This is a genomic window from Proteus alimentorum (assembly GCF_002607735.1).
Lineage (GTDB): Bacteria > Pseudomonadota > Gammaproteobacteria > Enterobacterales > Enterobacteriaceae > Proteus > Proteus alimentorum.
In genome coordinates, this window is sequence record NZ_NBVR01000018.1 from 74146 (window position 1) to 97316 (window position 23171).

A 23171-nucleotide genomic window follows, 5' to 3' on the forward strand; every position below is an offset into this window, starting at 1 on the left:
TAATTCCCTGATAAACATAAATATTATCTACTTTATGAACAATGTTGATATAAACAGATGAGGGGTTTTATATCAACATAAATATCATTAGGTATTTTAATTAATCATCACGCTACTTAAGCGATATATTTTAATTTCCACTGTTTAATCTGACTTTGGGGATTAATTAATACAAACTCATAATGTTCAAAATGAGAAAGTACCTTTTTAAATTCCAGTGCTGCTTTCTCTAAATCCCACGATTTAGGGAAATAAAAACCATCAAAAGAAATATTTTCTAATCTTGCAATAAATTGATGGATAAATTCATCAAATCCCCCATAAGTTAGTGCGATTTTTCCACTCCAATTAATGTGATAAGTGTTATTTTTTTGACGTTGAAAGTGAATTTGATGGTTTTTACATTCATCATGTCCTAATAAATAAAGACTGAACGCGGAAATTGCGGTTGGCTCTTCATCGTCTTCAGAATTATTTATTTGTGGTGCAGTATCAAGATTAAATTGGTGCGTGACAAAGTTGTCAAAATCAAAAGGAATTTCGCCTGTGCTCAGTAGAATGCCTTTTTCATCTGACCAAAATGTTGAGGAGAGAGTGCAACGATGATAATTATCCCAGACAATCTTAGATTGCCAATCAACAAGGCTGGTATATTCTTCCTCATCATCTAATTCATCTTCATCTATATCATCAAGATAATCTTTACCTTCACTTAAATAGTAACTGGCACTTCTAAGGTGCAGATCAAACCAAAGTTGACCATGTTTATCTAATCGACCTGACCAGACAAATTCTTCAATATTATGAGGTTTAGGGTAAGCGCTATCAATAAAAGTAATGGTATGTGAGGGTGTTGTCATTATTATCGTCTTGTTGGTATCGCATTTTTATCACCTAACTAGAGTGATAGAAATTGGCTGAATTATGATAAAAAGAAGGTAAAGATAAAATACCATAAATTGAGCAATAAAATGGAAATCAAATCAGTGAGGGTGGAATGTTAACAGCATTAAATCAGAGGCTACCAATACCTTTATATCCGATAAATCGAGGAGAAGGTAAGGAATGGCCGCTTATTGATAATCGATACACCTTTCCTCAAGACTATATTGAACTTGTTATGCAATATGGCTCAGGACAAATAGCCAATTTTATTACGTTATTTAACCCCTTTAGTGAAAATGAGTACATTAATTTTTTTCAGCAAAAAGCGTGGATCCTTGACGATTTCGATTCATTAATCAATGAAGATCCTGATTACTATCCTTTTATTCTATACCCAAAACATAATGGGCTTTTGCCTATTGGTGAGACAGATAATGGTGATACGCTTTTTTGGGTTGTTTTATCAGAAAATAGTGAGCATTGGACAATGGCAATTATTCCCTCTAGAGGATCAGAGGTAGAATTTATTACAGAAAATCTGACTGGATTTTTAGAGGGAGTATTATCAAAACGAATACGTTGCCAGTCATTCCCTGAGGGGTTCCCATCAGAAAACATTACATTTGTTTCAGGATATTGATAGGTAATCGAGTGACTAACGTTTTTTAGTTTGATTGCGAAATGAGTATAGTGTTCTTTTACTCAGTTATTTAATTGAAATACAAAAGAGCATGTTACCATATTTGGTAACTTAATGATTTATGTTATAGAGCAAGCGTGAAAAATAGGCAACAAAAAAGCCTTTTCTGGAAACCCAAAAAAGGCTTTTTATAAAAATAGACCTAACTGACTAGGATCAGTTCATGCCGTATTTTTTCAGTTTCTTACGCAGTGTGCCGCGGTTAATGCCCATCATTTGTGCTGCACGCGTTTGGTTGCCACGGGTGTACTGCATTACCATGTCCAACAATGGCTGTTCAACTTCAGCCAATACTAGCTCATATAAGTCATTAACATCTTGACCGTTTAATTGAGCAAAATAGTTCTTCAGTGCTTGTTTAACTGAGTCACGTAAAGGTTTTTGGGTCACCTGATCTTGTGAATTTACGGTGGCAACTGTTAGTACGTCTGAATTTACGCGTTGTTCGAACATAGTTCTGTCAGCTCTTTTATTTATTTACGCAAAAAATTTTCGAAATATGCTTCCAACGCCTCCAGCTGTTCGCTGGCATCCTCTATGGCGTTGAAGGAGCGCCGAAACTGGTCATCAGGGGCATGTTCCTTGAGATACCAAGAGACATGCTTGCGTGCAATGCGAGTTCCTTTGCCTTGACCGTAAAAGTCGTGCAACTCACGCACATGCTTTTGCATTATTTGTTGTACCTCTGCAATCGGCAGAGGGGGCAACAGTTCACCTGTGTCCAGATAGTGCTGGATTTCCCGAAAGATCCAGGGTCTTCCCTGAGCAGCGCGACCGATCATCAAAGCATCGGCTCCAGTGTAGTCTAATACTGCTCTGGCTTTTAGCGGGTCTGTTATGTCTCCATTCGCAATAATGGGAATAGAAACATTCTGCTTAACTGTCCGAATGCTGTCGTATTCGGCTTCCCCTTTGAACAAACACTCGCGTGTACGCCCATGAATAGTGAGAGCCTGAATACCACAACGTTCAGCCAATTTGGCAATCTCTACACAGTTACGTTCATCAGGTGACCAGCCAGTACGGATCTTGAGAGTAACAGGCACATCTACCGCGTTAACCACAGCAGAGAGGATCTCTGCGACAAGCTCGGGATGACGAAGTAATGCTGAACCGGCTAGCTTTTTATTCACCTTTTTTGCAGGGCAACCCATGTTAATGTCGATAATTTGAGCGCCACTATCTGCGTTTATTTTCGCAGCGGCCGCCATATCAACGGGATCACTTCCTGCAATTTGTACGGAGCGGATCCCCAATTCATCACTATGTACCATTCGTAATCGAGACTTGTCTGTCTGCCAAACCTGAGGATTGGAAGAAAGCATTTCAGAAACTGTCATACCTGCACCCATATCATAGCAAAGCGACCGAAAAGGTCGGTCTGTAACGCCAGCCATGGGAGCCGCGATAAGGCAATTTTTTAACTGATACTGTCCGATTCGCATAGATGAAAAGAGGGCCAAACTGTGACTGCAAGGGCGCGTATATTACGCATTTTTTGCCAGATATGAAAGGACAAAGTTTAACCAAATTGCGAAAAAAAGTTACTTTTTTACACTTGATTTTTTGTGAATTGATTATTTAATTAATAAAAACAAAGTGTTATCTATTTTTAAAAAATTAAAAATTGATGATATAGAATTGATAAACAAGTGGAACTAAGTAGAGTTTATCAGGCAAAAATGTGACTAATGCCTGATAAACAATAATTAAGTGAAATTTTAACGCAATGAGATTATCTCATTTTGGTTAATATTTATTCAGTGTTATTTTTTCACACCGGTAATACGGCACCACTCTTCTTTTTCGGCAACAGGATCTAAGTTAAATAGTCCTTCATAGGCGGCTGCTACACCTTCTGCTTGTGTCGCTAACACACCAGAAAGGCCTAGGTATCCACCTTGGCGGGGCAGTGTACTGATAACAGGCGCAAGTTCACGCAATGGACCGGCTAAAATATTAGCGACGACAACATCGGCACTGAGGTTATCAGGCTGGTCTTTTGCAAGATACAGGGTGAGTGCGTCAGAAACACCATTACGCTGTGCATTATCACGGCTTGCTTGGATGGCTTGAGGATCGATATCAATACCAATGGCTTTTGCTGCACCCAGTTTTAATGCCGCAATAGCTAAAATGCCAGAACCACAACCGAAGTCGATAACCGTTTTACCCGCTAAATCTAAGCCATCAAGCCACTGAAGGCATAATGAGGTCGTAGGGTGGGTACCTGTACCAAACGCAAGACCAGGGTCTAGCATGACGTTCACGGCGTTAGGATCAGGTACTTCACGCCAGCTTGGGCAAATCCATAAACGCTCGCCAAAACGCATTGGGTGGAAGTTATCCATCCATTCACGTTCCCAATCTTTATCTTCGAGTTGTTCAACTTTGTGCAGGAAGCCTTGACCGAGTAATGGCGTATTTTCTAACATCGCCACAACGATTTTCATGTCAGTTTCTGCATCATATAAACCGATAACGTCAGTATCACCCCAAAGGCGAGTTTCACCCGGTAAAGGTTCAAAAATAGGGGTATCGTGACTATCTTGGAAAGTCACTGAAACGGCACCGCTTTCAACCAATTCATCACCAATAGCTTCTGCATTAGCGGCGGTTGCATTAAGTCTTAATTGTATCCAAGGCATAATTAGTCTCTTTAAAAACGAATTCACTGTAATGATGCTGATTGAGGCAGAGTATGCTCTCCAAATCGATTAGCCACAAGAAACGCGACTAAGCTCAATAACAGTGATGGAACAATGGGGTGGAATCCAGCTATCTGGATATTAAATGTCGCAAGAGTGGCATAGAGTGCGGCACCAGTGATCATGCCTGCAATCGCACCATAACGGTTAGCTTTTTCCCAATAAAGCCCAAGCACTAAAGGCCATAAGAAAACAGCTTGTAGGCCACCAAAAGCAAGTAAGTTAAGCCAAATAATCATTGAGGGTGGGTTCCATGCAGCAAACAGCAGTAACACACCTAAAATCAAGGTTGAAAGGCTTGATAAACGAGAGATACGTTTTTCATTAGTGATCGCATGCGGAGCGATATTGAGATAGAGATCTTTGACCAACGTTGCTGATGATTGTAACAGTTGCGCATTTATCGTCGACATAATGGCAGCCATTGGTGCAGCAAGGAAAATACCAGCTGCAATCGGCGGTAATACTTCAACCATTAATGTTGGAATAACCTGATCAGGAACAGTCAGATCAGGAATGATCGCCCGACCTAATGCACCAGCAAAGTGCATACCAAACATCAATAATGACATCACGATTGTGCCAATAATGATCCCTTTATGCATGGCTTTACTGTCTTTGTAAGAGATGCAACGTACCGCAGTATGTGGCAAGCCTATAACGCCAAAACAGACAAGTACCCAGAATGATGCCATAAACGGGCCACTTAAAATCCCATCAGCCCCTTGAGGAGAAGTTAATGCGGGATCGATGGTATTGAGTTTTTGTATCGCAACATCTAATCCACCTGCTTTATAGATAATGGCAAACAGGAGAATAAAGGTACCGAGCAGCATCACAAGACCTTGTAAAGCATCGTTTAATACGCTGGCTCTAAATCCGCCAATTGCAGTATACAGTGCAATGGAGATCCCAAAGATCAGCAAGCCGAACTCATAAGGAATACCGGCTGCAGTTTCTAATAAACGTGCTCCGCCAATAAATTGCACGGTCATCGCGCCGACAAAAGCGACTAACAGGCTTAAACTGGCAAACCAGACCAAGAAACGGCTTTTGTAACGTGCATAGAGCATGTCGTTTAAGGTCACGGCATTATAACGGCGCGCTAAAATGGCAAATTTCTTTCCTAACACCCCCAGAGAGAGCCAAATAGCAGGAAGTTGGATCATTGAAAGCAATACCCAACCAATACCGTATTTATAGGCTGCACCCGGCCCGCCAATAAAAGAGCTTGCACTGACATAAGTTGCAGTGATAGTCATGGCTAGCACGAAACCACCCATTGAGCGGTTACCAAGAAAATATTCGTTAAGAAATTCGCCTTTTTCGCGCTTACGATAAGCATAAGCCGACAGCAAAAAGACCAGTAGAAGGTAGCCAATCAGTGGCACTATGACCTCAGTTTGCATCGTCATGCTCATCTCCTAACGGCATATCTTTGAAAAAGTAGCGCACCATCAGATAGCACAACAAAAAAAACAAAACAGGTAGGAATAAGCATGAAAGCTCAAACCAAAGAGGTAAACCAGTAATGCCTAGTGTGTTATCAGGTAAATAGGCGGTAATTAACCAACCTAACAAATACATAAAAGTTAGAATTAGGGCCCAAAGGGCTTCTTTGTGGGCCTGAACAAAACGTTTGTCCATCTGTTCTCCCAATTTTAATAGGGTTAAAAATGAATGGGAGGATTGTACGGGAAAGTGAGTATTGATTCAGTGAAAATTAATCACAAAGTCATGAGTGAGTATTTAAAATAAAGTATCTTATTGTTTTTAAATATAAACTTGAATAAATGAAGTGCGGGTTTTTTAATTAAAAGAGGGGGCATCAGCAATAAAAAAAGGCATAGTAAATAAACTATGCCTTTTCTGGTTAAGCGAGAAAGATTATTTCTCCGCTAAACCTAAACGTTTTTCAAGGTAGTGAATGTTTGTACCACCTTTTTGGAAATTCTCATCATTCATAATGAACTGGTGCAGTTCAATATTGGTTTTAATACCATCAATGATAAGTTCCGCCAACGCATTTTTCATACGAGAGATCGCAATTTCGCGTGTTTCACCGTAAGTGATCAATTTACCAATCATTGAATCATAGTGAGGTGGAACAGTATAACCTGCGTAAATATGCGATTCCCAACGCACGCCAAATCCACCCGGTGAGTGGAAGCGAGTAATTGTACCCGGGCTTGGCATGAAGGTTTTTGGATCTTCTGCGTTGATTCGACATTCAATTGCATGACCATGAACGTTAACTTGATCTTGCGTTACTGATAAAGGTAAGCCAGATGCAATACGTAACTGTTCTTTAATTAAGTCGATGCCAGTGATCATTTCTGTTACTGGATGTTCAACCTGAATACGGGTATTCATCTCAATAAAGTAGAATTCACCATTTTCATACAGGAATTCGAATGTACCTGCACCACGATAGCCGATTTCAATACAGGCGTTCGCACAGCGTTCGCCGATATTTTTACGGATTTCAGGGGTAATACCCGGTGCTGGCGCTTCTTCAACCACTTTTTGGTGACGACGTTGCATTGAGCAATCACGTTCAGCCAAATAGATTGCATTACCTTGACCATCAGCCATAACTTGAATTTCAACATGGCGTGGGTTCTCAAGGTATTTTTCCATGTATACCATGTCGTTGCTAAATGCTGCTTTTGCTTCTGCACGCGTCATTGTAATGGATTGTTCCAGATCTTTTTCAGAACGAACAACACGCATACCGCGTCCACCACCGCCACCAGAGGCTTTGATGATAACTGGGTAGCCAATACGTTTAGCAATTTCAATATTTTTCGCAGTGTCGTTACCTAAAGGACCGTCTGATCCTGGTACACAAGGAACACCTGCTTTTTTCATCGCTTCAATAGCAGAAACTTTATCACCCATTAGGCGGATGGTTTCAGCTTTTGGGCCGATAAAAATAAAGCCTGAGCGTTCAACTTGTTCTGCGAAATCAGCATTTTCCGACAGGAAACCGTATCCTGGATGAATGGCTTGTGCGCCACTGATCTCAGCCGCTGCAATAATTGCAGGGATATTTAGGTAACTTTTTGCTGAAGCAGCGGGACCAATACAGATAGTCTCGTCTGCCAGCAGAACGTGTTTTAAATCACGGTCTGCCGTGGAGTGAACGGCAACTGCTTTGATCCCAAGCTCTTTACATGCTCTTAGGATACGCAGTGCTATCTCACCACGGTTGGCAATGAGGATTTTTTCTAGCATGGACCTGCCTCGTTATTCGATAACAAAGAGTGGAGCGTCAAACTCAACGTTGTCGCCATCTTGGCAAAGGATAGATTTAACAACACCCGCTTTGTCAGATTCAATCTGGTTCATCATTTTCATTGCTTCAACGATGCACAGAGTATCGCCTACATTGACTTGCTGACCGACTTCAACAAATTTCTTAGCTTCAGGGCTTGGTGAGCGGTAGAACGTTCCGACCATTGGTGAACGAACAACGTGACCGCTGATTTCTTGCGTCGGTGTAGCTGCTGGTGTTTCTGGCGCTACAGGCGCAACTGCATTTGCTAATGCAGGTTGAGGTGCCACTGGTGCCGCAAAATATTGCTGAGGAGCCATTTGACCCTGAAGACCAGAGTTACGACTAATACGTACTGACTCTTCACCTTCAGAGATTTCCAGTTCAGAAATGCCAGACTCTTCGACTAGCTCGATCAGTTTTTTAATTTTACGAATATCCATGAGTTGATTCCGTACTCTTTTTGATGTTTTTTATTAAGACAAGCGGCTGACCGCTGCCTGTAAAGCAAATCGATAACCTTCTGCACCTAATCCACAGATTACGCCTGTTGCGATATCAGAGAGATATGAATGGTGGCGGAAAGGCTCCCGACTGTAGACATTGGACAGGTGAATTTCAATAAATGGAATATTCACCCCTAATAATGCATCACGCAGTGCAACACTGGTATGCGTGAAAGCTGCAGGATTGATTAATATATAATCGACATTGCCCCGAGCCGCATGAATTTTATTTATCAGCTCAAATTCAGCGTTAGACTGAAAATGACTGAGTTTCACATTTAATGCCTGAGCATCTGCTGACAAACTTTGAACGATATCATCCAGAGTTAAGTGTCCGTAGGTTTCCGGCTCTCTTGTTCCAAGCAGGTTTAGATTCGGACCATTCAGGAGCAAAATATGAAAATTTTCCGACATTATGCTTCTATCTCCGTCAATTCGTCAACGAAATGACAAAATAACCTGTGCTTTTCGTTTTGTCATCTTTTATTGTATCCATTGCTACGATACATATCACAAAGTCCGACATTATAGACATTTCACAGAAGATAACAGCAAAATACTGGTCTAATCAGGGAATGAAGGGTTTATTTTGATGAAAAGTTAAAAGTTTTTGCAAAGTTGTAAACGCGAGAAAGCAAAATAAACAGGTGTCTAAAAAATAATCATAACACCACGTTATTTATTGATGTCACTGGAAATCTGAGCTTCTTTGAGATCAATCATCAATATATATCATAAATGTGATCCGCATCACAATTTAATGACCATTTCACACACAAAGAAGCTTATTCTGGCACTCAACAAGGTGAATTAATGCCAGAAATAAGCAGATAAAAATCGAGAACTAGAGTTTTACTAAGGTTCTACCTGTCACTTGATTATCCATAATCATCTGAGCGTAACGAGGAACTTCATCCAGTGTAATTTCTGTCATCGCTTGTTGATAGAATGTTTCTGGTAGTAATTTTAATAAACGTTGCCAAACCTGAGCACGTTTTTCTGCTGGGAAATAAACAGAATCGACACCTTGTAAGCGAACATTACGTAAAATAAAAGGCATGACAGTTGTTGGCAAAGAGAAACCGCCTGCTAATCCACAAGCCGCTACTGTTCCGTTATAGTTTGTCTGCGACAGGATATTGGCAAGAATTTGCCCACCGACGGTATCAATTGCACCCGCCCAATGTTGTTTATCTAAAGCTCTACCCGCAGGTTCAAACTCTTCACGAGTGATAATATTTTTGGCACCGAGTTTGCGTAAATAGTCATGGTTACTCGCTCTGCCACTTAATGCGGTGACTTGATAGCCTAATGCGGTTAGCAGACTAATGGCAGTACTTCCGACACCACCACTGGCTCCGGTGACTAAAATATCACCACTTTCAGGTGTGACACCGCCTTGTTCTAATGCCATCACACAAAGCATGGCAGTAAAACCCGCAGTCCCAATGATCATGGCATTTTTTAAAGAGAGTCCTTCTGGTACGACGCTTAACCAATCACCTTTTACACCTGCTTTTTGTGCAAGCCCCCCCCAGTGACTTTCGCCTACTCCCCAGCCGGTTAATAAGACATGTTGACCAATGTGGAATCGAGGATCTTCACTGTGATGAACAATACCCGAAAAATCGATACCCGGTACCATTGGGAATTGGCGCAGTATTTTTCCTTTGCCAGTGATCGCGAGTCCATCTTTATAATTAAGCGTTGAGTAATGAATATCGACAATAACCTCATGAATAGGCAGTGTTTTTTCATCAATGGTTTGTACGCTGGCACTAAGTTTGTTGTCATTTTGTTCTACTAATAATGCTTTCATCTTGACCCCTCATCGATTTCTATTTGTGTCATGATAGGTGATTTTTTAGATCTCGTCGTGATTGTGCACAATATCTATTGTAATAATGAGACAAATAATCCTTTTTTAGTGTATAAACGGGGGTTCTACGTTTATTGGTGCAGAGATTATTCTGAGTTTTATATCTTGGTAATTAGATAACACCATTAATGGTTTACGATTGGATAAAAATGAGCATTTCTCTTTATTGCTCGAAATAAAGATAATGCGTTGTTTTAGAAGTATTCGAGGTGGGTACTTTGGTTGTTATCTCAGTCAAATTTTGCCAGTGAAACACCATTTAATATCAATAGAGTCATTGTGCTTATTCAAATGAATAAATTTTATTTGAACTTGCAATGAGACTTTTGAGTCACAGTGTGGCAGCGAAGTAAGATTTTTCTTTATTGATATGAGCGTTGTTTGTATTGTTACATAAGTCAAATATGAACAGCGTAGGATCGAAATTATGCGTTAATCGTTCTAATTAGCCCATTTTTATGCAGTTTTTTTCTGCTCCAATTGGGAAAAGTAACGTAGAATATTGTGCCTTTATGATTATTTACGTGTCCACTTTAATCTAAGTAGTGAATCGCGCCTTGTCGCTGCTTATTGTGGTTGATAGAGTAGACGGATTTTTCCGTCCCGGCTTGCAGGATTATCCTTTCGTATGTTTAAAAAATTTCGTGGCATGTTTTCCAACGATTTGTCTATTGACTTGGGTACCGCCAATACCCTTATTTATGTCAAAGGACAGGGTATTGTTCTCGATGAACCCTCCGTTGTCGCTATTCGCCAAGATCGCGCTGGCACATCAAAAAGTGTTGCAGCTGTAGGGCATGAAGCCAAACAGATGTTAGGGCGTACACCTGGGAATATCGCTGCTATCCGTCCAATGAAAGACGGTGTGATTGCTGATTTTTATGTAACCGAAAAAATGCTTCAGCACTTCATAAAACAGGTTCATAACAATAGCTTTATGCGTCCAAGTCCTCGTGTATTAGTTTGTGTACCAGTAGGAGCCACTCAAGTAGAACGTCGAGCTATCCGTGAATCAGCATTAAGTGCGGGTGCTCGCGAAGTGTTCTTAATTGAAGAACCTATGTCTGCGGCAATCGGTGCAGGCTTACCAGTTTCTGAAGCAACAGGTTCAATGGTGGTCGATATTGGTGGTGGTACAACAGAAGTTGCCGTGATTTCATTAAACGGTGTCGTTTACTCTTCTTCTGTTCGTATCGGTGGTGACCGTTTTGATGAAGCTATCATTAACTATGTGCGCCGTAACTACGGTTCACTGATTGGTGAAGCAACGGCAGAACGTATCAAACACGATATCGGTTCAGCTTACCCGTCTGATGAAGTCAATGAGATTGAAGTTCGCGGTCGTAACCTTGCAGAAGGTGTACCTCGTAGCTTTACATTAAACTCTAATGAAATTCTTGAAGCCTTGCAGGAGCCATTAACCGGCATCGTAAGCGCTGTCATGGTTGCATTAGAACAATGTCCGCCAGAATTAGCTTCTGATATTTCAGAGCGTGGCATGGTATTAACCGGTGGTGGTGCATTATTACGTAACCTAGACCGTTTATTAATGGAAGAGACAGGTATTCCTGTCATTGTTGCAGAAGATCCACTGACTTGTGTTGCTCGTGGTGGTGGTAAAGCATTAGAAATGATCGATATGCACGGTGGCGATCTGTTTAGCGAAGATTGAGATTAATTCTAACAAGGGAGAATGGATTCCCCCTTGGTGAGAATATTAACGCCTGTACTTTTACTTCTCCGTGTGAGTGATCTTAGAGTTTATGAAGCCAATTTTTAGTCGGGGCCCTTCCCTGCAACTAAGATTAATAATCGCCGTGGTTGTCGCTATCTCTTTATTGATTGCTGATAACCGTATTGGTGCATTTTCTAAAGTCCGCCAGTATCTTGATACTGCTGTTAGTCCCTTCTATTTTCTGGCAAATGGCCCACGCCGTTTCCTTGATCAAATTTCAGAAACATTTGCCACGCGTGAGCGTTTACAGTTTGAGAATCAAGCGTTAAGAAAAGAGTTGTTAGTTCGCAGCGGAGAAAGCCAATTACTGGAGCAATTTAAGCAAGAGAATGCCCGTTTACGAGAATTACTTGGTTCACCACTGCGCCAAAATGAACAAATGACAGTAACACAAGTACTGTCTGGTAATAGTACGCCTTATCGAGATCAAGTGGTTATTGATAAAGGAACCAACGATGGCGTCTATGAAGGGCAACCTGTTATTAGTGATAAAGGTGTTGTCGGACAAGTTATTGCCGTAAGTGAGCTTACGAGTCGTGTACTATTAATATGTGACACTTCTCATGCATTACCTGTACAAGTTTTACGTAACGATATTCGTGTGATCGCTTCTGGTGCAGGCTGTGCCGATGACTTGTTGTTAGAAGCATTACCTGCCAATATTGATATTCGTGTCGGCGATGTTTTAGTGACATCAGGATTGGGCGGTCGTTTCCCAGAAGGGTATCCTGTTGGTGTGGTATCTTCAGTTAAAGTGGATAATCAACGGGCTTATTCCGTGATTAATGTTCGACCTTCAGCAGAGCTACAACGTTTACGCTATTTGCTTTTATTATGGAATACATCGGATAAAACGGGAGAACCTCCTCTGCCTTCAGAAGTTTATCACGCGGCTAATGAGCGTTTAATGCAACTGATGCCTCAAGTTTTACCTAATTATGAACAAGCCGGGCCACCGCTTCCTCGTTCTATGTCTCAAGAGCCGTTAGACAATACGACTGAAGGAACTAACGGAACCGCGACACCAGCAACGACACCCGCTGCAACAAATACACCTGCTAATATAAATAGAAGTAGGTAGACGCGATGAATCCATATCAAAGTCGTGGGCGTTGGGTTGTTTGGCTCTCTTTTCTTGTCACATTAGTGCTACAAATTATGCCATGGCCAGAACAGTTAGAAGTGTATCGACCTATTTGGCCCATGTTATTTCTTATTTATTGGATAACTGCGATTCCTCATCAAGTCAGTGTCGGAACTGCATTTGTCTTAGGTATGATTATGGATCTCGTCCAAGGAACAACCTTGGGTGTCAATGCATTGGCTTATACTTTAGTGAGTTATGTCATTGCCTTTAAATATCAGCTTTTTTGTAATTTAGCGTTATGGCAACAAGCCTTAGTGGTGATGTTAAGTGTTGTCGTTGTTGATCTTGCTGTATTTTGGGCAGAATTTTTACTTTCACCTGTGACTTTTCACCCTCAAGTATTCTGGAATAGTCCAGTCAGTGGTATTCTTTGGCCATGGCTTTATTTTTTGCTTCGCAAAATCCGTCACCAGTTTTTAGTTCACTAAGTTATTGGATCATGGCGGTCACTTTTGCGTTACCGTCATGAGGACATTATTTGTGACCACGCTTTACCTTGCTTCCAGCTCACCAAGAAGACGTGAACTTCTCGCGTTATTAGATGTTGAATTTAGTATTATCACGCCAGCAATTGATGAAATTTGGCAACAAGGTGAAAGGCCAGAAGAGTATGTTCTTCGTTTGGCAAAAGAAAAATCACAAGAAGGTGTAAGACAAGCACCTCATGATTATCCCGTTTTGGGCTCTGATACTATTGTGGTTCATGATGGGCATATTCTTGAAAAACCTCGTGATAAAACCCATGCCGCGCAAATCCTACGTGCACTCTCAGGTGCAACACATCAAGTGATGACGGCAATTGCTATCTCGAATAGCACACATACATTGAGTCAATTAGTCGTCACACACGTCACTTTTAGAGAGATGACAGAGAGTGAGATTAGCGCGTATATTGAGTCAGGGGAGCCAATGGATAAAGCTGGCGCTTACGGTATTCAAGGAAAAGGAGGCCGTTTTGTTCAACGGATTGAGGGAAGTTATCATGCTGTTGTCGGATTGCCTCTTGTTGAAACCGAAGCATTGATAGCTCAATTTTCGTCTCTAGCTAATGAGAAGGAGATTTCATGACAGCTGAGTTATTAGTGAATGTGACGCCATCTGAAACTCGTGTTGCCTATATTCGCGGAGGCATACTTCAAGAAATTCATGTCGAAAGAGAAGCTAAACGAGGTATCGTCGGAAACATCTACAAAGGTCGGGTAAGTCGTGTATTACCCGGGATGCAAGCTGCATTTATTGACATCGGGCTGGATAAAGCCGCTTTTCTACATGCTTCTGATATTATGCCTCACACTGAATGTATTGCGGGTGAAGAGCAGAAAAAATTTAATGTTCGTGATATTGCGCAACTGGTGCATCAAGGACAAGACTTAATTGTACAAGTGGTTAAAGATCCTTTAGGAACCAAAGGCGCTCGCCTTACCACCGATATTACATTACCTTCTCGCTATTTAGTGTTTATGCCTGGTGCGTCTCATGTCGGCGTTTCTCAGCGAATTGACAGTGAAGAAGAGCGTGAGCGTTTAAAGCAACTCGTTGAAGAGTATTGCGATGAAAATGGTGGTTTTATTATTCGTACTGCCGCCGAAGGCGTTGGCGAAAATGAGATTAAACAAGATGCCGCTTTTCTTAAACGCCTATGGAATAAAATTATTGAGCGTAAGAAAAGAAATAAAACCCGCATTCAAATTTATGGTGAGCTGGCTTTAGCACAACGTATTTTACGTGATTTTGCAGGTTCTGAATTAGATAGCATACGAGTTGATTCTAAATTAACCTATAATCAACTACAGGAATTTATTGGTGAATATATTCCTGAATTAACCGCTAAACTTGAATTACACCAAGGAAATCAACCTATTTTTGATCTCTATGGGGTAGAAAGTGAGATTCAACGGGCTTTAGAGCGCAAAGTTGAATTGAAATCAGGTGGTTATCTGATTATCGATCAAACTGAAGCAATGACCACTATTGATATTAATACTGGAGCATTTGTTGGTCATCGAAATTTAGAAGAAACGATTTTTAATACTAATATTGAAGCAAGCCAAGCCATTGCTCGTCAATTACGGTTACGTAATTTGGGCGGTATCATCATTATTGACTTTATTGATATGAATAATGATGAACACAAACGCAGAGTATTGGCATCACTTGAACAAGCGCTAAGTAAAGATAGAGTGAAAACAACGATTAATGGCTTCTCTCAACTTGGCTTAGTAGAAATGACACGTAAAAGAACGCGAGAAAGCCTTGAACATGTGCTTTGTGATGACTGCCCAACTTGCCAAGGGCGAGGTACGGTAAAATCAGTTGAAACAGTTTGTTATGAGATTTTACGTGAAATAGTGCGTGTGCATAAAACGATTGATGCCGATCGCTTCTTAGTTTACGCCTCCTCAGCAGTAGCCGAAGCATTAAAAGGTGATGAGTCACATGCATTAGCAGAGGTTGAAATTTTTGTCGGTAAACAAGTGAAAGTGCAAACTGAGCTACTCTATAGTCAGGAGCAATTTGACGTGGTGATGATGTAATGGATTCGCCTTCCTCATGAATATGATGGCAGAAAGGAGACAAAAATGAAGCGGCTGCCTAAATACCTGTTAGTGATAACAGTTTTTTGCCTCATCGTTTTTGCCTTGGTATTAAGCGGATTTCGCTACTTTCTGCCTCGCTTAGATAGTTATCGCCCTGAAATAGCATCGTATCTTACGAAGCAACTTAATAGCCCTGTCTCAATGACAAAGATCATAGGGGAGTGGCAGAATTTTGGCCCTGATATTCAAGTAGAAGGGCTGAAGATCACCAATAAAGATGTGAACGTTACGGCAGAAAAAGTCACTTTTTCTTTTGACGTTTGGCGTTCATTATTCGCTTTTCGCCTTCATTTTCGTGAGTTAACCTTTGAACAGTTATATGTTAATTACCATAGCCCTATTTTTACTGGGCAAAGTGGGGATATAACATTAACGAAACCTGATGATATCTCTTCAATTTTCCTTGAACAGTTTGATCGCTTTAAACTGATTGAAAGCCGTTTTGTTTTTTTAACACCTTCAGGAGACACCAGCACATTACATGTGCCTGAATTGATGTGGTTAAATCAAAAAAATCGTCATCGTGCTCAAGGCGAAGTTACTCTTGATACGCCAATTAATCATTATGGTGGTTTAAAAGTACGTCTTGATCTCTATACAACAGAGAACGGTTTGATCGATAACGGTAAGGTATTTCTTACCGCAGATGACATTGATATCTCACCTTGGCTTAGTCAGTGGGTAAAAAATAATAGTGGTATCGGTGAAGCCAAAGCCAGTTTGTCTAACTGGATTGAAATTACTCAAGGGCGGATCACTGGGAGTCAGTTGCAAATTCATCAAGGTGAAATGGACTGGAGTAATGATGGAACCTCGCACGTATTACATGTTGAAGATTTAATATTACGTATGAGAAGGCAAGAGAATGGTTGGCTTGCGGATGTTCCTTATACTCGAAAAATTACCATGGATGGTGAAGAGTGGCCTGATGGTTATTTAGCCGTTCTTTATCAACCAAAAGAAAAACAGCATGATGAAGCATGGCGTATTCGTGCCAAAAATATTGAGTTAGATAGGCTATATGCTGTATTGCCATTATTCTCTTTTTTAACCCCCGATTTTGTTCGCCAATGGCAGTATCGCCAATTTTCTGGTGTGGTTAATGATTTTGCATTAGATCTTACCCCCGAACACTTTGAGCAAAGCGCAATTAATCTCTCTTGGGAAAATGTGGGTTGGAAGCGTTGGCAAGAGATCCCTTCAGTGCAACATTTCAGTGGGCAATTAAAAGGCAGTATGCAAGGTGGTGAACTTAATTTCACCCTATCAAACAGTGAAGTAGATACTGGAAAATTGTTTAAAGCACCGCTGAATATTGAAAAAGGGAAAGGCGCAGTTTATTGGACTCATTCTGGAGATAATTTATCTCTTTGGAGTGAAGGAATCGATATTCAAGCTACATCGGCATGGGTAGCGGGTGATTTTCGTTATGAAAAACAAGGTGAGGATCAGCAGCTTTCTATTCTCTCAGGTGTGAGAGTCACAAATGCAGGAGATACATGGCGTTATCTGCCAGAAGAGTATGTGGGTAAAGCGTTAACACAATATCTCTCGGATGCAATTATTGCGGGTAATATCGATAATGGAACCTTTATTTTTCATGGTGATCCCGCTGATTTTCCTTTTGATAACCACAAAGGGTGGTTCCAAGTTTATGCCCCTGTTAAACACGCAACCTTTAAATTTGATAGTGAATGGCCTGCGTTATTTGATCTCGATATTGATCTAGACTTTAAAAATGATGGGCTATGGATGTCTTCTGCACAAGCAAAAGTGGGTAAAGCAACCGCCACGAATTTAAGTGCAGTCATTGAGCGCTATCGACAAGAAAAAATCTTAATTAATGCGGATATTCAAGCCACAGGTGACGAGCTGAAAGAGTATTTCTTAGATTCTCAAATGGCGAGTATTGGTCATACACTTGAAGAGCTTAAAGTCGCAGGAAAAATTAACGGTACATTGAAATTAGATATTCCTTTTGGCGGTGAAGAGGTGGTTGCTTCAGGTGATATTAATTTAAAAAACAATGATGTCACATTGAATTTTATGGATACCACCTTAAAGGGGGTTAGCGGACAATTTCGTTATCACAATGACAAACTTGAGAGTGATACATTAACGGCTCATTGGTTTGGGCAGCCTCTTGCTTTCTCATTTACAAGTCACAATGATACGGATCATTATCAGGTCGATGTCGGCTTAAAAGGCCAGTGGGATATTCAAAAAATCCAAGGTTTACCTAGCGATATTCAACCGAAATTGAGTGGTGTATTTCCATGGAATGGCAACGTTAATGTTAAGATCCCTGAAAAAGGTGATGTTGATTATCAAGTCGATTTAACCGGAAATATCAATGCATTAAGTAGCAAGTTAACAGCGCCTGAAACACAGGATTTAAAACAATCACCGCCTATTGTTATTTCTGCAAAAGGTAACAGTGAAACCTTAACCGTGAATGCCAGTGCTGAGAAACAGTGGAAACTAAATAGCCTGTGGACATTAGGAAAACAACTACGTTTATTACAAGGCAATGTTGTTTCTTCGTCTATTAAGCTACCCGAATTGAGTTCACAACAACGCTTAACTATCGCGCTTAAAGGATTAGAGGGTGATAAATGGTTGCCGACATTAATGGCTTTTTCGTCTTTAACGCCGTCTGAGAATGCAGTTTCTTTTCCTGATAAGGTGCATATTAGTTTGCCTGATTTAAATTTTGCAGGACAAAAATGGCGTAACCCTCAAACTGAAATTATGCGCGTTAATGAAGGGGTAAAATTTGCCTTTTCAGGGAGTAAATTACGAGGTGATGTGTTTATTCCTGAGGCATTGACACCTTGGCAAGTGAATATTAATTATCTCTATTTTAATGGCGCCTCTTCTGTTCAAGAAGATAAACCACTAAAAATGTCCAATATTTCTGATCCTAATGTATTGAAATTTTCAGTAAAAAATATTCCTTCGATTGATTTTGAGTGCCAAGAATGTTGGGTCAATGGGTTATTACTTGGCAAAATTCAAGGATCATTAAAGCAAAATCAGGGTGCTTTGTTTTTAACAGACGGTAAATTAGAAAATAGTAGCGGTGAATTGTCTGTTACGGGTGTCTGGTCTGAAGATAATGCAGGCAATAATACGACAAAGTTAATCGGTAAATTGAAAGCGGAAGAAGTAGATGAAATGGCCGCTTACTTCGGTTTTATTATTCCTATTATCCAGTCCCCACTTTCTGCCGATTTTTCATTACAATGGCGTGATACGCCGTGGAATTTTGATCTTGCAACGTTAAACGGTGATATTAAATCTGTATTAGGTAAAGGGCGGATAGAAAAAGTGGATGTCGGACAGGCGGGTAAATTACTTCGCCTTGTGAGTTTTGATGCACTTTTACGTAAATTACAGTTTGATTTTAGAGATACTTTCAGCGAGCATTTTGAGTATGACTCGATTAAGAGTGAAATTACGATCAATCAAGGTATTATGAATGCTGATAGTGTCCGAGTTGATGGTGTTATTGCTGATATTGCAATAAGTGGGAAAGTTGATTTACTTGAACGTAAAATGGATCTACAAGTCGTGGTAACGCCAGAGATTTCAGCAACAGTTGGTGTTGCGACTGCATTCGCGATAAACCCAATTGCAGGCGCCGCAGTGTTTGCGGCATCAAAAGTTCTGGGGCCACTTTGGAGTAAGATTTCAGTTATCCGTTATCATGTGACCGGAACTATGGAACAACCCAAAATTGACGAAGTACTGCGTCAGCTTAAGGAGAATCAGGCGTTATGAAAAAAGTTAATGTCTCACTTTTGCAACTTTGTAGCGGTAAAAACACAAAAAATAATCTGGCGCAAATTGAGCAACAGATTAAGCAATTACCCGATTCAGTGAAGCTTGTATTAACACCAGAAAATGCGTTACTTTTTTCAAACTCAAAAGATTACCATAAACACGCTGAAATTCAGGGTGATGGGCCTTTACAAAATGCTATCGCTAAAATGGCTCAGCGTTACAACGTGTGGATCTTAGTCGGTTCTATGCCATTGATTAGTCGAGACTCCCCAGACCAAATTACCAGCAGTAGTTTAGTGTTTGATGATGAAGGGGTTATTCGTGCTCGTTATGACAAAATTCATATGTTTGATGTCAGTATTGATGATGAGCAAGGCGAATATAACGAATCTTCTATTTATCAACGCGGTGAGCGTCTAACAGTCGTTGATACTCCAGTTGGGAAATTAGGTTTAACGATCTGTTATGACTTGCGCTTCCCTGGTATTTTCCAAGCATTAAGAGAAAAAGGGGCAGAGATAATCTCTGTACCAGCGGCTTTTACCCGTTTAACCGGAAAAGCGCACTGGGAGCCTTTATTACGTGCTCGTGCCATTGAGAATCAGTGTATTATCTTAGCGCCGGCACAAGTGGGCACACATGATACGCGTCGGACTTGGGGTCATACTATGGCGATTGATGGCTGGGGGAAAGTCTTGAAAAAGAATCCTGATGCTGTCAGTGCGTTAACGCTGAATGTTGGCGTCGAAAGTCTACACGGTATGCGTGAGCAGATACGGGTTGTAAAACATAATCGCTTTCGCCCGAAACTGACCCACTTAATCAAAAAAGTTAAGGATAAAGAAGAATTATGAGTTTAGCTGTTGTCAGCGAAAGTCTGTTGGAAGCAAACAAACTTAGTTTAGATGATTTAGCATCAACACTAGAGCAGCTTGCACAGCGTCAAATTGATTATGGTGATCTTTATTTTCAGTCAAGTTATCACGAGGCTTGGATCCTCGACGATCAGATTATTAAAGATGGCTCTTACAATATTGATCAAGGTGTTGGCGTTAGAGCAATTTACGGTGAAAAAACCGGTTTTGCTTATGCCGACCAACTAACGCTTAATGCACTTAACCAAAGTGCTCATGCTGCACGAAGTATTGTTCAGGCTAAAGGTAATGGTCGTATCCATACTTTAGGTGCTATTCAACATTCTCCGCTATACAGCTTAAACGATCCTCTGCAAAGCCTTTCTCGTGAAGAGAAAATTGCGCTATTGCATGAGGTAGATAAAGCCGCTCGAGCTGAAGATAAACGCGTTAAACAAGTTAATGCGTCATTAACGGGGGTTTATGAGCATGTGCTTGTTGCAGCAACAGATGGCACGTTAGCTGCCGATGTGCGCCCTTTAGTTCGCCTTTCAGTGAGTGTGCTGGTGGAAGAAGATGGCAAACGTGAGCGTGGCGCAAGTGGTGGCGGTGGCCGATTTGGTTATGACTATTTCTTAACTAAAGTGGATGGTGAAAGCCATGCAATCACTTATGCTCGTGAAGCGGTACGTATGGCATTAGTGAATTTATCAGCGATTGCAGCACCTGCTGGAACAATGCCTGTGGTATTGGGCGCGGGGTGGCCGGGCGTGTTATTACATGAAGCAGTAGGGCATGGTTTAGAAGGTGATTTTAACCGCCGTGAAACGTCTGTATTTTCAGGCCGTATTGGTGAGAAAGTCACTTCTGAGCTTTGCACAATTGTTGATGACGGTACTCTCGAAGGTCGCCGAGGCTCCGTTGCTATTGATGACGAAGGTGTTCCGGGTCAATACAATGTCTTAATTGAAAATGGCATCTTAAAAGGCTATATGCAAGATAAGATGAATGCACGTTTAATGGGGGTTGCACCAACAGGGAATGGTCGTCGTGAGTCTTATGCGCATCTTCCTATGCCTCGCATGACAAACACCTATATGTTAGCAGGTAAATCTTCACCAGAAGAGATTATTGCCAGCGTTGATCGCGGTATTTATGCACCAAACTTTGGTGGCGGTCAGGTTGATATCACATCAGGCAAATTTGTTTTCTCAACCTCTGAAGCTTATTTAATCGAGAATGGAAAAATAACCAAACCAATTAAAGGGGCAACTCTGATTGGTTCAGGTATTGAAGCCATGCAACAGGTTTCTATGGTCGGTAATGATCTCGCTTTAGATAAAGGGGTTGGCGTTTGTGGTAAAGAAGGACAAAGCCTACCTGTTGGCGTGGGGCAGCCAACGTTGAAGCTTGATAAGATCACCGTAGGCGGTACTGCTTAATTTTTGTTATCGTTATTTATACGTATCAACTAAACTCCATCTTTTGATGGAGTTTTTTATCCTAGCGACAGTAAGGGTGCTATTTATGGGTAAACGTTTATTACCAGTTATTATTGTTATTGCTGTTTTATTTGGGGTTCTTTACAAAGGTTTATTGCCTGAAACCAAAGCGCCAACGTCTTCATCCTCGGCTTCTATTCCGATATCATCGAGCAATAACAGCAATCAACCAGCGCAAATCCCACTCTCTATTGATGAGAAAACACAAGCCAATGCAGTGGCGAATTATTTACAACGACATCAACAGTTACCGAGTTTTTATCTCACTAAAAAACAGGCAAGAGAGCAAGGCTGGAATGCGAAAGAAGGCAACTTATGTGAAGTTTTACCGGGAAGAGCCATCGGTGGCGATCGCTTTATGAACCGTGAAAAACAGTTGCCAGAAGAAGCCGGACGCCAATGGTATGAAGCGGATGTGAATTATCAGTGTGGCCATCGTGGCAGTGACAGATTGCTTTATTCTAATGATGGGCTGATTTATGTTACCACTGATCATTATCGTACAATGACAAAGGTCGCACCTTAATGAAACAGGTTATCTTCAATTTTAAGACACTGGCAGATAGAGAAGCCTTTTATCACGAATTTGCCTTGCAATTCCAGTTAGATGATAAATTTGGCGATAACCTAGATGCACTATGGGATGCGTTAGTGGGGGGAATAGAATTGCCGGTCAGTATTGTTTTCAAGCATTTACCTCATCATTCCCATGATTTTCAACCTTTGGTGGAATTGATGCAAGAAGCACAACATGAGCTTGGTAAAGACGTATTACATTTTCGTTGTGAGCATAAAACACAAAAATAATTCAGAGTAGAAAATATGCCCTGAAAATCGCAGTGAGGCTGAATTTACACTGCGTTTTCAGGATGATCAGGTTTTATGCTGATTCTGATAAATCTTTTAAATATTGAAAGAGTAAGCGGAATGATTTTGGCGGCTTATTCGCTTCTTTTTCTTTTTTCGCATTACGGATAAGTGTGCGTAATTGTTGGCGATCAGCCATTGGATACAGCGCAACGACTTCTTCAATCACTTCATTGCCACCTTCGACAAGGCGAATTCGCAGATCTTCAAGTTTATGTAACACTAAGATCTGTTGGTTGTGGCGGTTTTTTAGTTTATCAAGCGCTTGGCGGATCGGCTCTTCGTCTACATTGCGCAGTAGTTTTCCAATGTATTGAATTTGGCGACGGCGTGCTTCACGCTGTACTTTTTGTGCTAATTGAATAGAGGCTAATAATTTCTCATCTAATGGCACTCGCTCTAATTCTTGTGCACTTAATTCAACTAATTCAGTACCCAGTTTTTTGAGTGCTTCAGCATCACGTTTAATTTCACTTTTGCTGACCCAGATGATTTCGTCCTCTTCTTCCTCTTCTGACGATGTATCGTCAAATTCAGGATTGAGGTAATGCCACTCTTCAGGCTGCTTTGCCATAATAAAAATTCCTGTTGCAGAGTAAGCCGGGAGTGTGATTTGGTGAATGACCAAAAGCCCGACGGGTGATAACATTCATATATCTTCTATTGTAACTGGGAAAATCGCTTGTTGACCACCTGTCAATTGATTTACTTTGCTAAAAATAAGTAAA

22 protein-coding genes are annotated in these 23171 nt (G+C 40.9%); 11 read left to right on the forward strand and 11 right to left on the reverse strand.

Annotated elements, in window-relative coordinates; genetic code table 11:
• Positions 1 to 116: 116 nt before the first annotated feature.
• A complete protein-coding gene (locus B6258_RS03285; RefSeq protein WP_099074075.1) occupies positions 117 to 860 on the reverse strand; it encodes a hypothetical protein in 744 nt (247 codons plus the stop codon).
• Positions 861 to 997: 137 nt separating this feature from the next.
• On the opposite strand from B6258_RS03285, the gene B6258_RS03290 reads away from it, so the two are divergent.
• Complete coding sequence (locus tag B6258_RS03290) at positions 998 to 1525, forward strand: SMI1/KNR4 family protein (protein WP_099074076.1); 528 nt, start codon at positions 998 to 1000, stop codon at positions 1523 to 1525.
• Between the two features lie 216 nt (positions 1526 to 1741).
• Here the strand turns inward: B6258_RS03290 and fis are convergent, their stop codons facing one another.
• From fis to acuI, 9 genes are all read right to left on the reverse strand, one after another.
• Positions 1742 to 2038 carry a DNA-binding transcriptional regulator Fis gene (gene fis, locus B6258_RS03295; protein WP_004245342.1) on the reverse strand — a complete coding sequence of 99 codons (297 nt, stop codon included), beginning with the start codon at positions 2036 to 2038 and terminating at the stop codon, positions 1742 to 1744.
• Between the two features lie 20 nt (positions 2039 to 2058).
• Positions 2059 to 3030 carry a tRNA dihydrouridine synthase DusB gene (gene dusB, locus B6258_RS03300; RefSeq protein WP_099074077.1) on the reverse strand — a complete coding sequence of 324 codons (972 nt, stop codon included), beginning with the start codon at positions 3028 to 3030 and terminating at the stop codon, positions 2059 to 2061.
• Between the two features lie 321 nt (positions 3031 to 3351).
• Positions 3352 to 4233, reverse strand: a complete 882-nt coding sequence (gene prmA, locus B6258_RS03305) for a 50S ribosomal protein L11 methyltransferase (RefSeq protein ID WP_099074078.1) — start codon at positions 4231 to 4233, stop codon at positions 3352 to 3354.
• Positions 4234 to 4256: 23 nt separating this feature from the next.
• Positions 4257 to 5702: a sodium/pantothenate symporter gene (gene panF / locus B6258_RS03310; protein ID WP_099074337.1), complete on the reverse strand. Its 1446-nt coding sequence runs from the start codon at positions 5700 to 5702 to the stop codon at positions 4257 to 4259.
• A complete protein-coding gene (locus tag B6258_RS03315; RefSeq protein WP_023582900.1) occupies positions 5692 to 5940 on the reverse strand; it encodes a YhdT family protein in 249 nt (82 codons plus the stop codon). The genes panF and B6258_RS03315 overlap by 11 nt, the downstream gene beginning before the upstream one ends.
• A 240-nt stretch (positions 5941 to 6180) precedes the next feature.
• On the reverse strand, positions 6181 to 7530 hold the full coding sequence (gene accC, locus B6258_RS03320; RefSeq protein ID WP_088493822.1) for an acetyl-CoA carboxylase biotin carboxylase subunit: 1350 nt from the start codon (positions 7528 to 7530) through the stop codon (positions 6181 to 6183).
• A gap of 12 nt (positions 7531 to 7542) precedes the next feature.
• Positions 7543 to 8013 (reverse strand): acetyl-CoA carboxylase biotin carboxyl carrier protein, encoded by a 471-nt coding sequence (gene accB, locus B6258_RS03325; protein WP_023582895.1) that lies wholly within the window; start codon positions 8011 to 8013, stop codon positions 7543 to 7545.
• A gap of 33 nt (positions 8014 to 8046) precedes the next feature.
• Positions 8047 to 8490 carry a type II 3-dehydroquinate dehydratase gene (aroQ, locus tag B6258_RS03330; RefSeq protein WP_006535378.1) on the reverse strand — a complete coding sequence of 148 codons (444 nt, stop codon included), beginning with the start codon at positions 8488 to 8490 and terminating at the stop codon, positions 8047 to 8049.
• Positions 8491 to 8920: 430 nt separating this feature from the next.
• The gene (acuI, locus tag B6258_RS03335) at positions 8921 to 9895 is read right to left on the reverse strand and encodes an acrylyl-CoA reductase (NADPH) (protein WP_099074079.1); all 975 of its coding nucleotides are present in this window, start codon (positions 9893 to 9895) and stop codon (positions 8921 to 8923) included.
• Positions 9896 to 10583: 688 nt separating this feature from the next.
• On the opposite strand from acuI, the gene mreB reads away from it, so the two are divergent.
• From mreB to B6258_RS03385, 10 genes are all read left to right on the forward strand, one after another.
• Positions 10584 to 11627: a rod shape-determining protein MreB gene (gene mreB, locus B6258_RS03340; protein ID WP_023582893.1), complete on the forward strand. Its 1044-nt coding sequence runs from the start codon at positions 10584 to 10586 to the stop codon at positions 11625 to 11627.
• 91 nt (positions 11628 to 11718) lie between these two features.
• A complete protein-coding gene (gene mreC / locus B6258_RS03345; protein WP_099074080.1) occupies positions 11719 to 12771 on the forward strand; it encodes a rod shape-determining protein MreC in 1053 nt (350 codons plus the stop codon).
• Between the two features lie 5 nt (positions 12772 to 12776).
• Positions 12777 to 13265 carry a rod shape-determining protein MreD gene (gene mreD, locus B6258_RS03350; protein WP_099074081.1) on the forward strand — a complete coding sequence of 163 codons (489 nt, stop codon included), beginning with the start codon at positions 12777 to 12779 and terminating at the stop codon, positions 13263 to 13265.
• A gap of 52 nt (positions 13266 to 13317) precedes the next feature.
• Entirely contained in the window at positions 13318 to 13905 is a 588-nt protein-coding gene (locus B6258_RS03355; RefSeq protein WP_099074082.1) for a Maf family protein, read from the forward strand.
• Positions 13902 to 15371: a ribonuclease G gene (gene rng, locus B6258_RS03360; RefSeq protein ID WP_023582889.1), complete on the forward strand. Its 1470-nt coding sequence runs from the start codon at positions 13902 to 13904 to the stop codon at positions 15369 to 15371. Before B6258_RS03355 ends, rng begins: the two co-directional genes overlap by 4 nt.
• A 45-nt stretch (positions 15372 to 15416) precedes the next feature.
• The gene (yhdP, locus tag B6258_RS03365) at positions 15417 to 19217 is read left to right on the forward strand and encodes an AsmA2 domain-containing protein YhdP (protein ID WP_099074083.1); all 3801 of its coding nucleotides are present in this window, start codon (positions 15417 to 15419) and stop codon (positions 19215 to 19217) included.
• Positions 19214 to 20074: a deaminated glutathione amidase gene (gene nit1 / locus B6258_RS03370; protein WP_099074084.1), complete on the forward strand. Its 861-nt coding sequence runs from the start codon at positions 19214 to 19216 to the stop codon at positions 20072 to 20074. The genes yhdP and nit1 overlap by 4 nt, the downstream gene beginning before the upstream one ends.
• Positions 20071 to 21516: a metalloprotease TldD gene (gene tldD / locus B6258_RS03375; protein ID WP_099074085.1), complete on the forward strand. Its 1446-nt coding sequence runs from the start codon at positions 20071 to 20073 to the stop codon at positions 21514 to 21516. Before nit1 ends, tldD begins: the two co-directional genes overlap by 4 nt.
• Positions 21517 to 21601: 85 nt before the next feature.
• Entirely contained in the window at positions 21602 to 22102 is a 501-nt protein-coding gene (locus tag B6258_RS03380) for a ribonuclease (RefSeq protein ID WP_099074086.1), read from the forward strand.
• A complete protein-coding gene (locus B6258_RS03385) occupies positions 22102 to 22383 on the forward strand; it encodes a barstar family protein (protein WP_099074087.1) in 282 nt (93 codons plus the stop codon). Before B6258_RS03380 ends, B6258_RS03385 begins: the two co-directional genes overlap by 1 nt.
• Before the next feature lie 73 nt (positions 22384 to 22456).
• On the opposite strand, the gene yjgA is transcribed toward B6258_RS03385, so the two are convergent.
• On the reverse strand, positions 22457 to 23017 hold the full coding sequence (yjgA, locus tag B6258_RS03390) for a ribosome biogenesis factor YjgA (RefSeq protein WP_099074338.1): 561 nt from the start codon (positions 23015 to 23017) through the stop codon (positions 22457 to 22459).
• Positions 23018 to 23171: the final 154 nt, after the last annotated feature.

Bases quoted from the DNA above. Each gene is read 5' to 3' on its own strand.
- B6258_RS03285 (WP_099074075.1), bottom strand. From the start codon at position 860: ATGACAACACCCTCACATACCATTACTTTTATTGATAGCGCTTACCCT.
- B6258_RS03290 (WP_099074076.1), top strand. From the start codon at position 998: ATGTTAACAGCATTAAATCAGAGGCTACCAATACCTTTATATCCGATA.
- fis (WP_004245342.1), bottom strand. From the start codon at position 2,038: ATGTTCGAACAACGCGTAAATTCAGACGTACTAACAGTTGCCACCGTA.
- dusB (WP_099074077.1), bottom strand. From the start codon at position 3,030: ATGCGAATCGGACAGTATCAGTTAAAAAATTGCCTTATCGCGGCTCCC.
- prmA (WP_099074078.1), bottom strand. From the start codon at position 4,233: ATGCCTTGGATACAATTAAGACTTAATGCAACCGCCGCTAATGCAGAA.
- panF (WP_099074337.1), bottom strand. From the start codon at position 5,702: ATGCAAACTGAGGTCATAGTGCCACTGATTGGCTACCTTCTACTGGTC.
- B6258_RS03315 (WP_023582900.1), bottom strand. From the start codon at position 5,940: ATGGACAAACGTTTTGTTCAGGCCCACAAAGAAGCCCTTTGGGCCCTA.
- accC (WP_088493822.1), bottom strand. From the start codon at position 7,530: ATGCTAGAAAAAATCCTCATTGCCAACCGTGGTGAGATAGCACTGCGT.
- accB (WP_023582895.1), bottom strand. From the start codon at position 8,013: ATGGATATTCGTAAAATTAAAAAACTGATCGAGCTAGTCGAAGAGTCT.
- aroQ (WP_006535378.1), bottom strand. From the start codon at position 8,490: ATGTCGGAAAATTTTCATATTTTGCTCCTGAATGGTCCGAATCTAAAC.
- acuI (WP_099074079.1), bottom strand. From the start codon at position 9,895: ATGAAAGCATTATTAGTAGAACAAAATGACAACAAACTTAGTGCCAGC.
- mreB (WP_023582893.1), top strand. From the start codon at position 10,584: ATGTTTAAAAAATTTCGTGGCATGTTTTCCAACGATTTGTCTATTGAC.
- mreC (WP_099074080.1), top strand. From the start codon at position 11,719: ATGAAGCCAATTTTTAGTCGGGGCCCTTCCCTGCAACTAAGATTAATA.
- mreD (WP_099074081.1), top strand. From the start codon at position 12,777: ATGAATCCATATCAAAGTCGTGGGCGTTGGGTTGTTTGGCTCTCTTTT.
- rng (WP_023582889.1), top strand. From the start codon at position 13,902: ATGACAGCTGAGTTATTAGTGAATGTGACGCCATCTGAAACTCGTGTT.
- yhdP (WP_099074083.1), top strand. From the start codon at position 15,417: ATGAAGCGGCTGCCTAAATACCTGTTAGTGATAACAGTTTTTTGCCTC.
- nit1 (WP_099074084.1), top strand. From the start codon at position 19,214: ATGAAAAAAGTTAATGTCTCACTTTTGCAACTTTGTAGCGGTAAAAAC.
- tldD (WP_099074085.1), top strand. From the start codon at position 20,071: ATGAGTTTAGCTGTTGTCAGCGAAAGTCTGTTGGAAGCAAACAAACTT.
- B6258_RS03380 (WP_099074086.1), top strand. From the start codon at position 21,602: ATGGGTAAACGTTTATTACCAGTTATTATTGTTATTGCTGTTTTATTT.
- B6258_RS03385 (WP_099074087.1), top strand. From the start codon at position 22,102: ATGAAACAGGTTATCTTCAATTTTAAGACACTGGCAGATAGAGAAGCC.
- yjgA (WP_099074338.1), bottom strand. From the start codon at position 23,017: ATGGCAAAGCAGCCTGAAGAGTGGCATTACCTCAATCCTGAATTTGAC.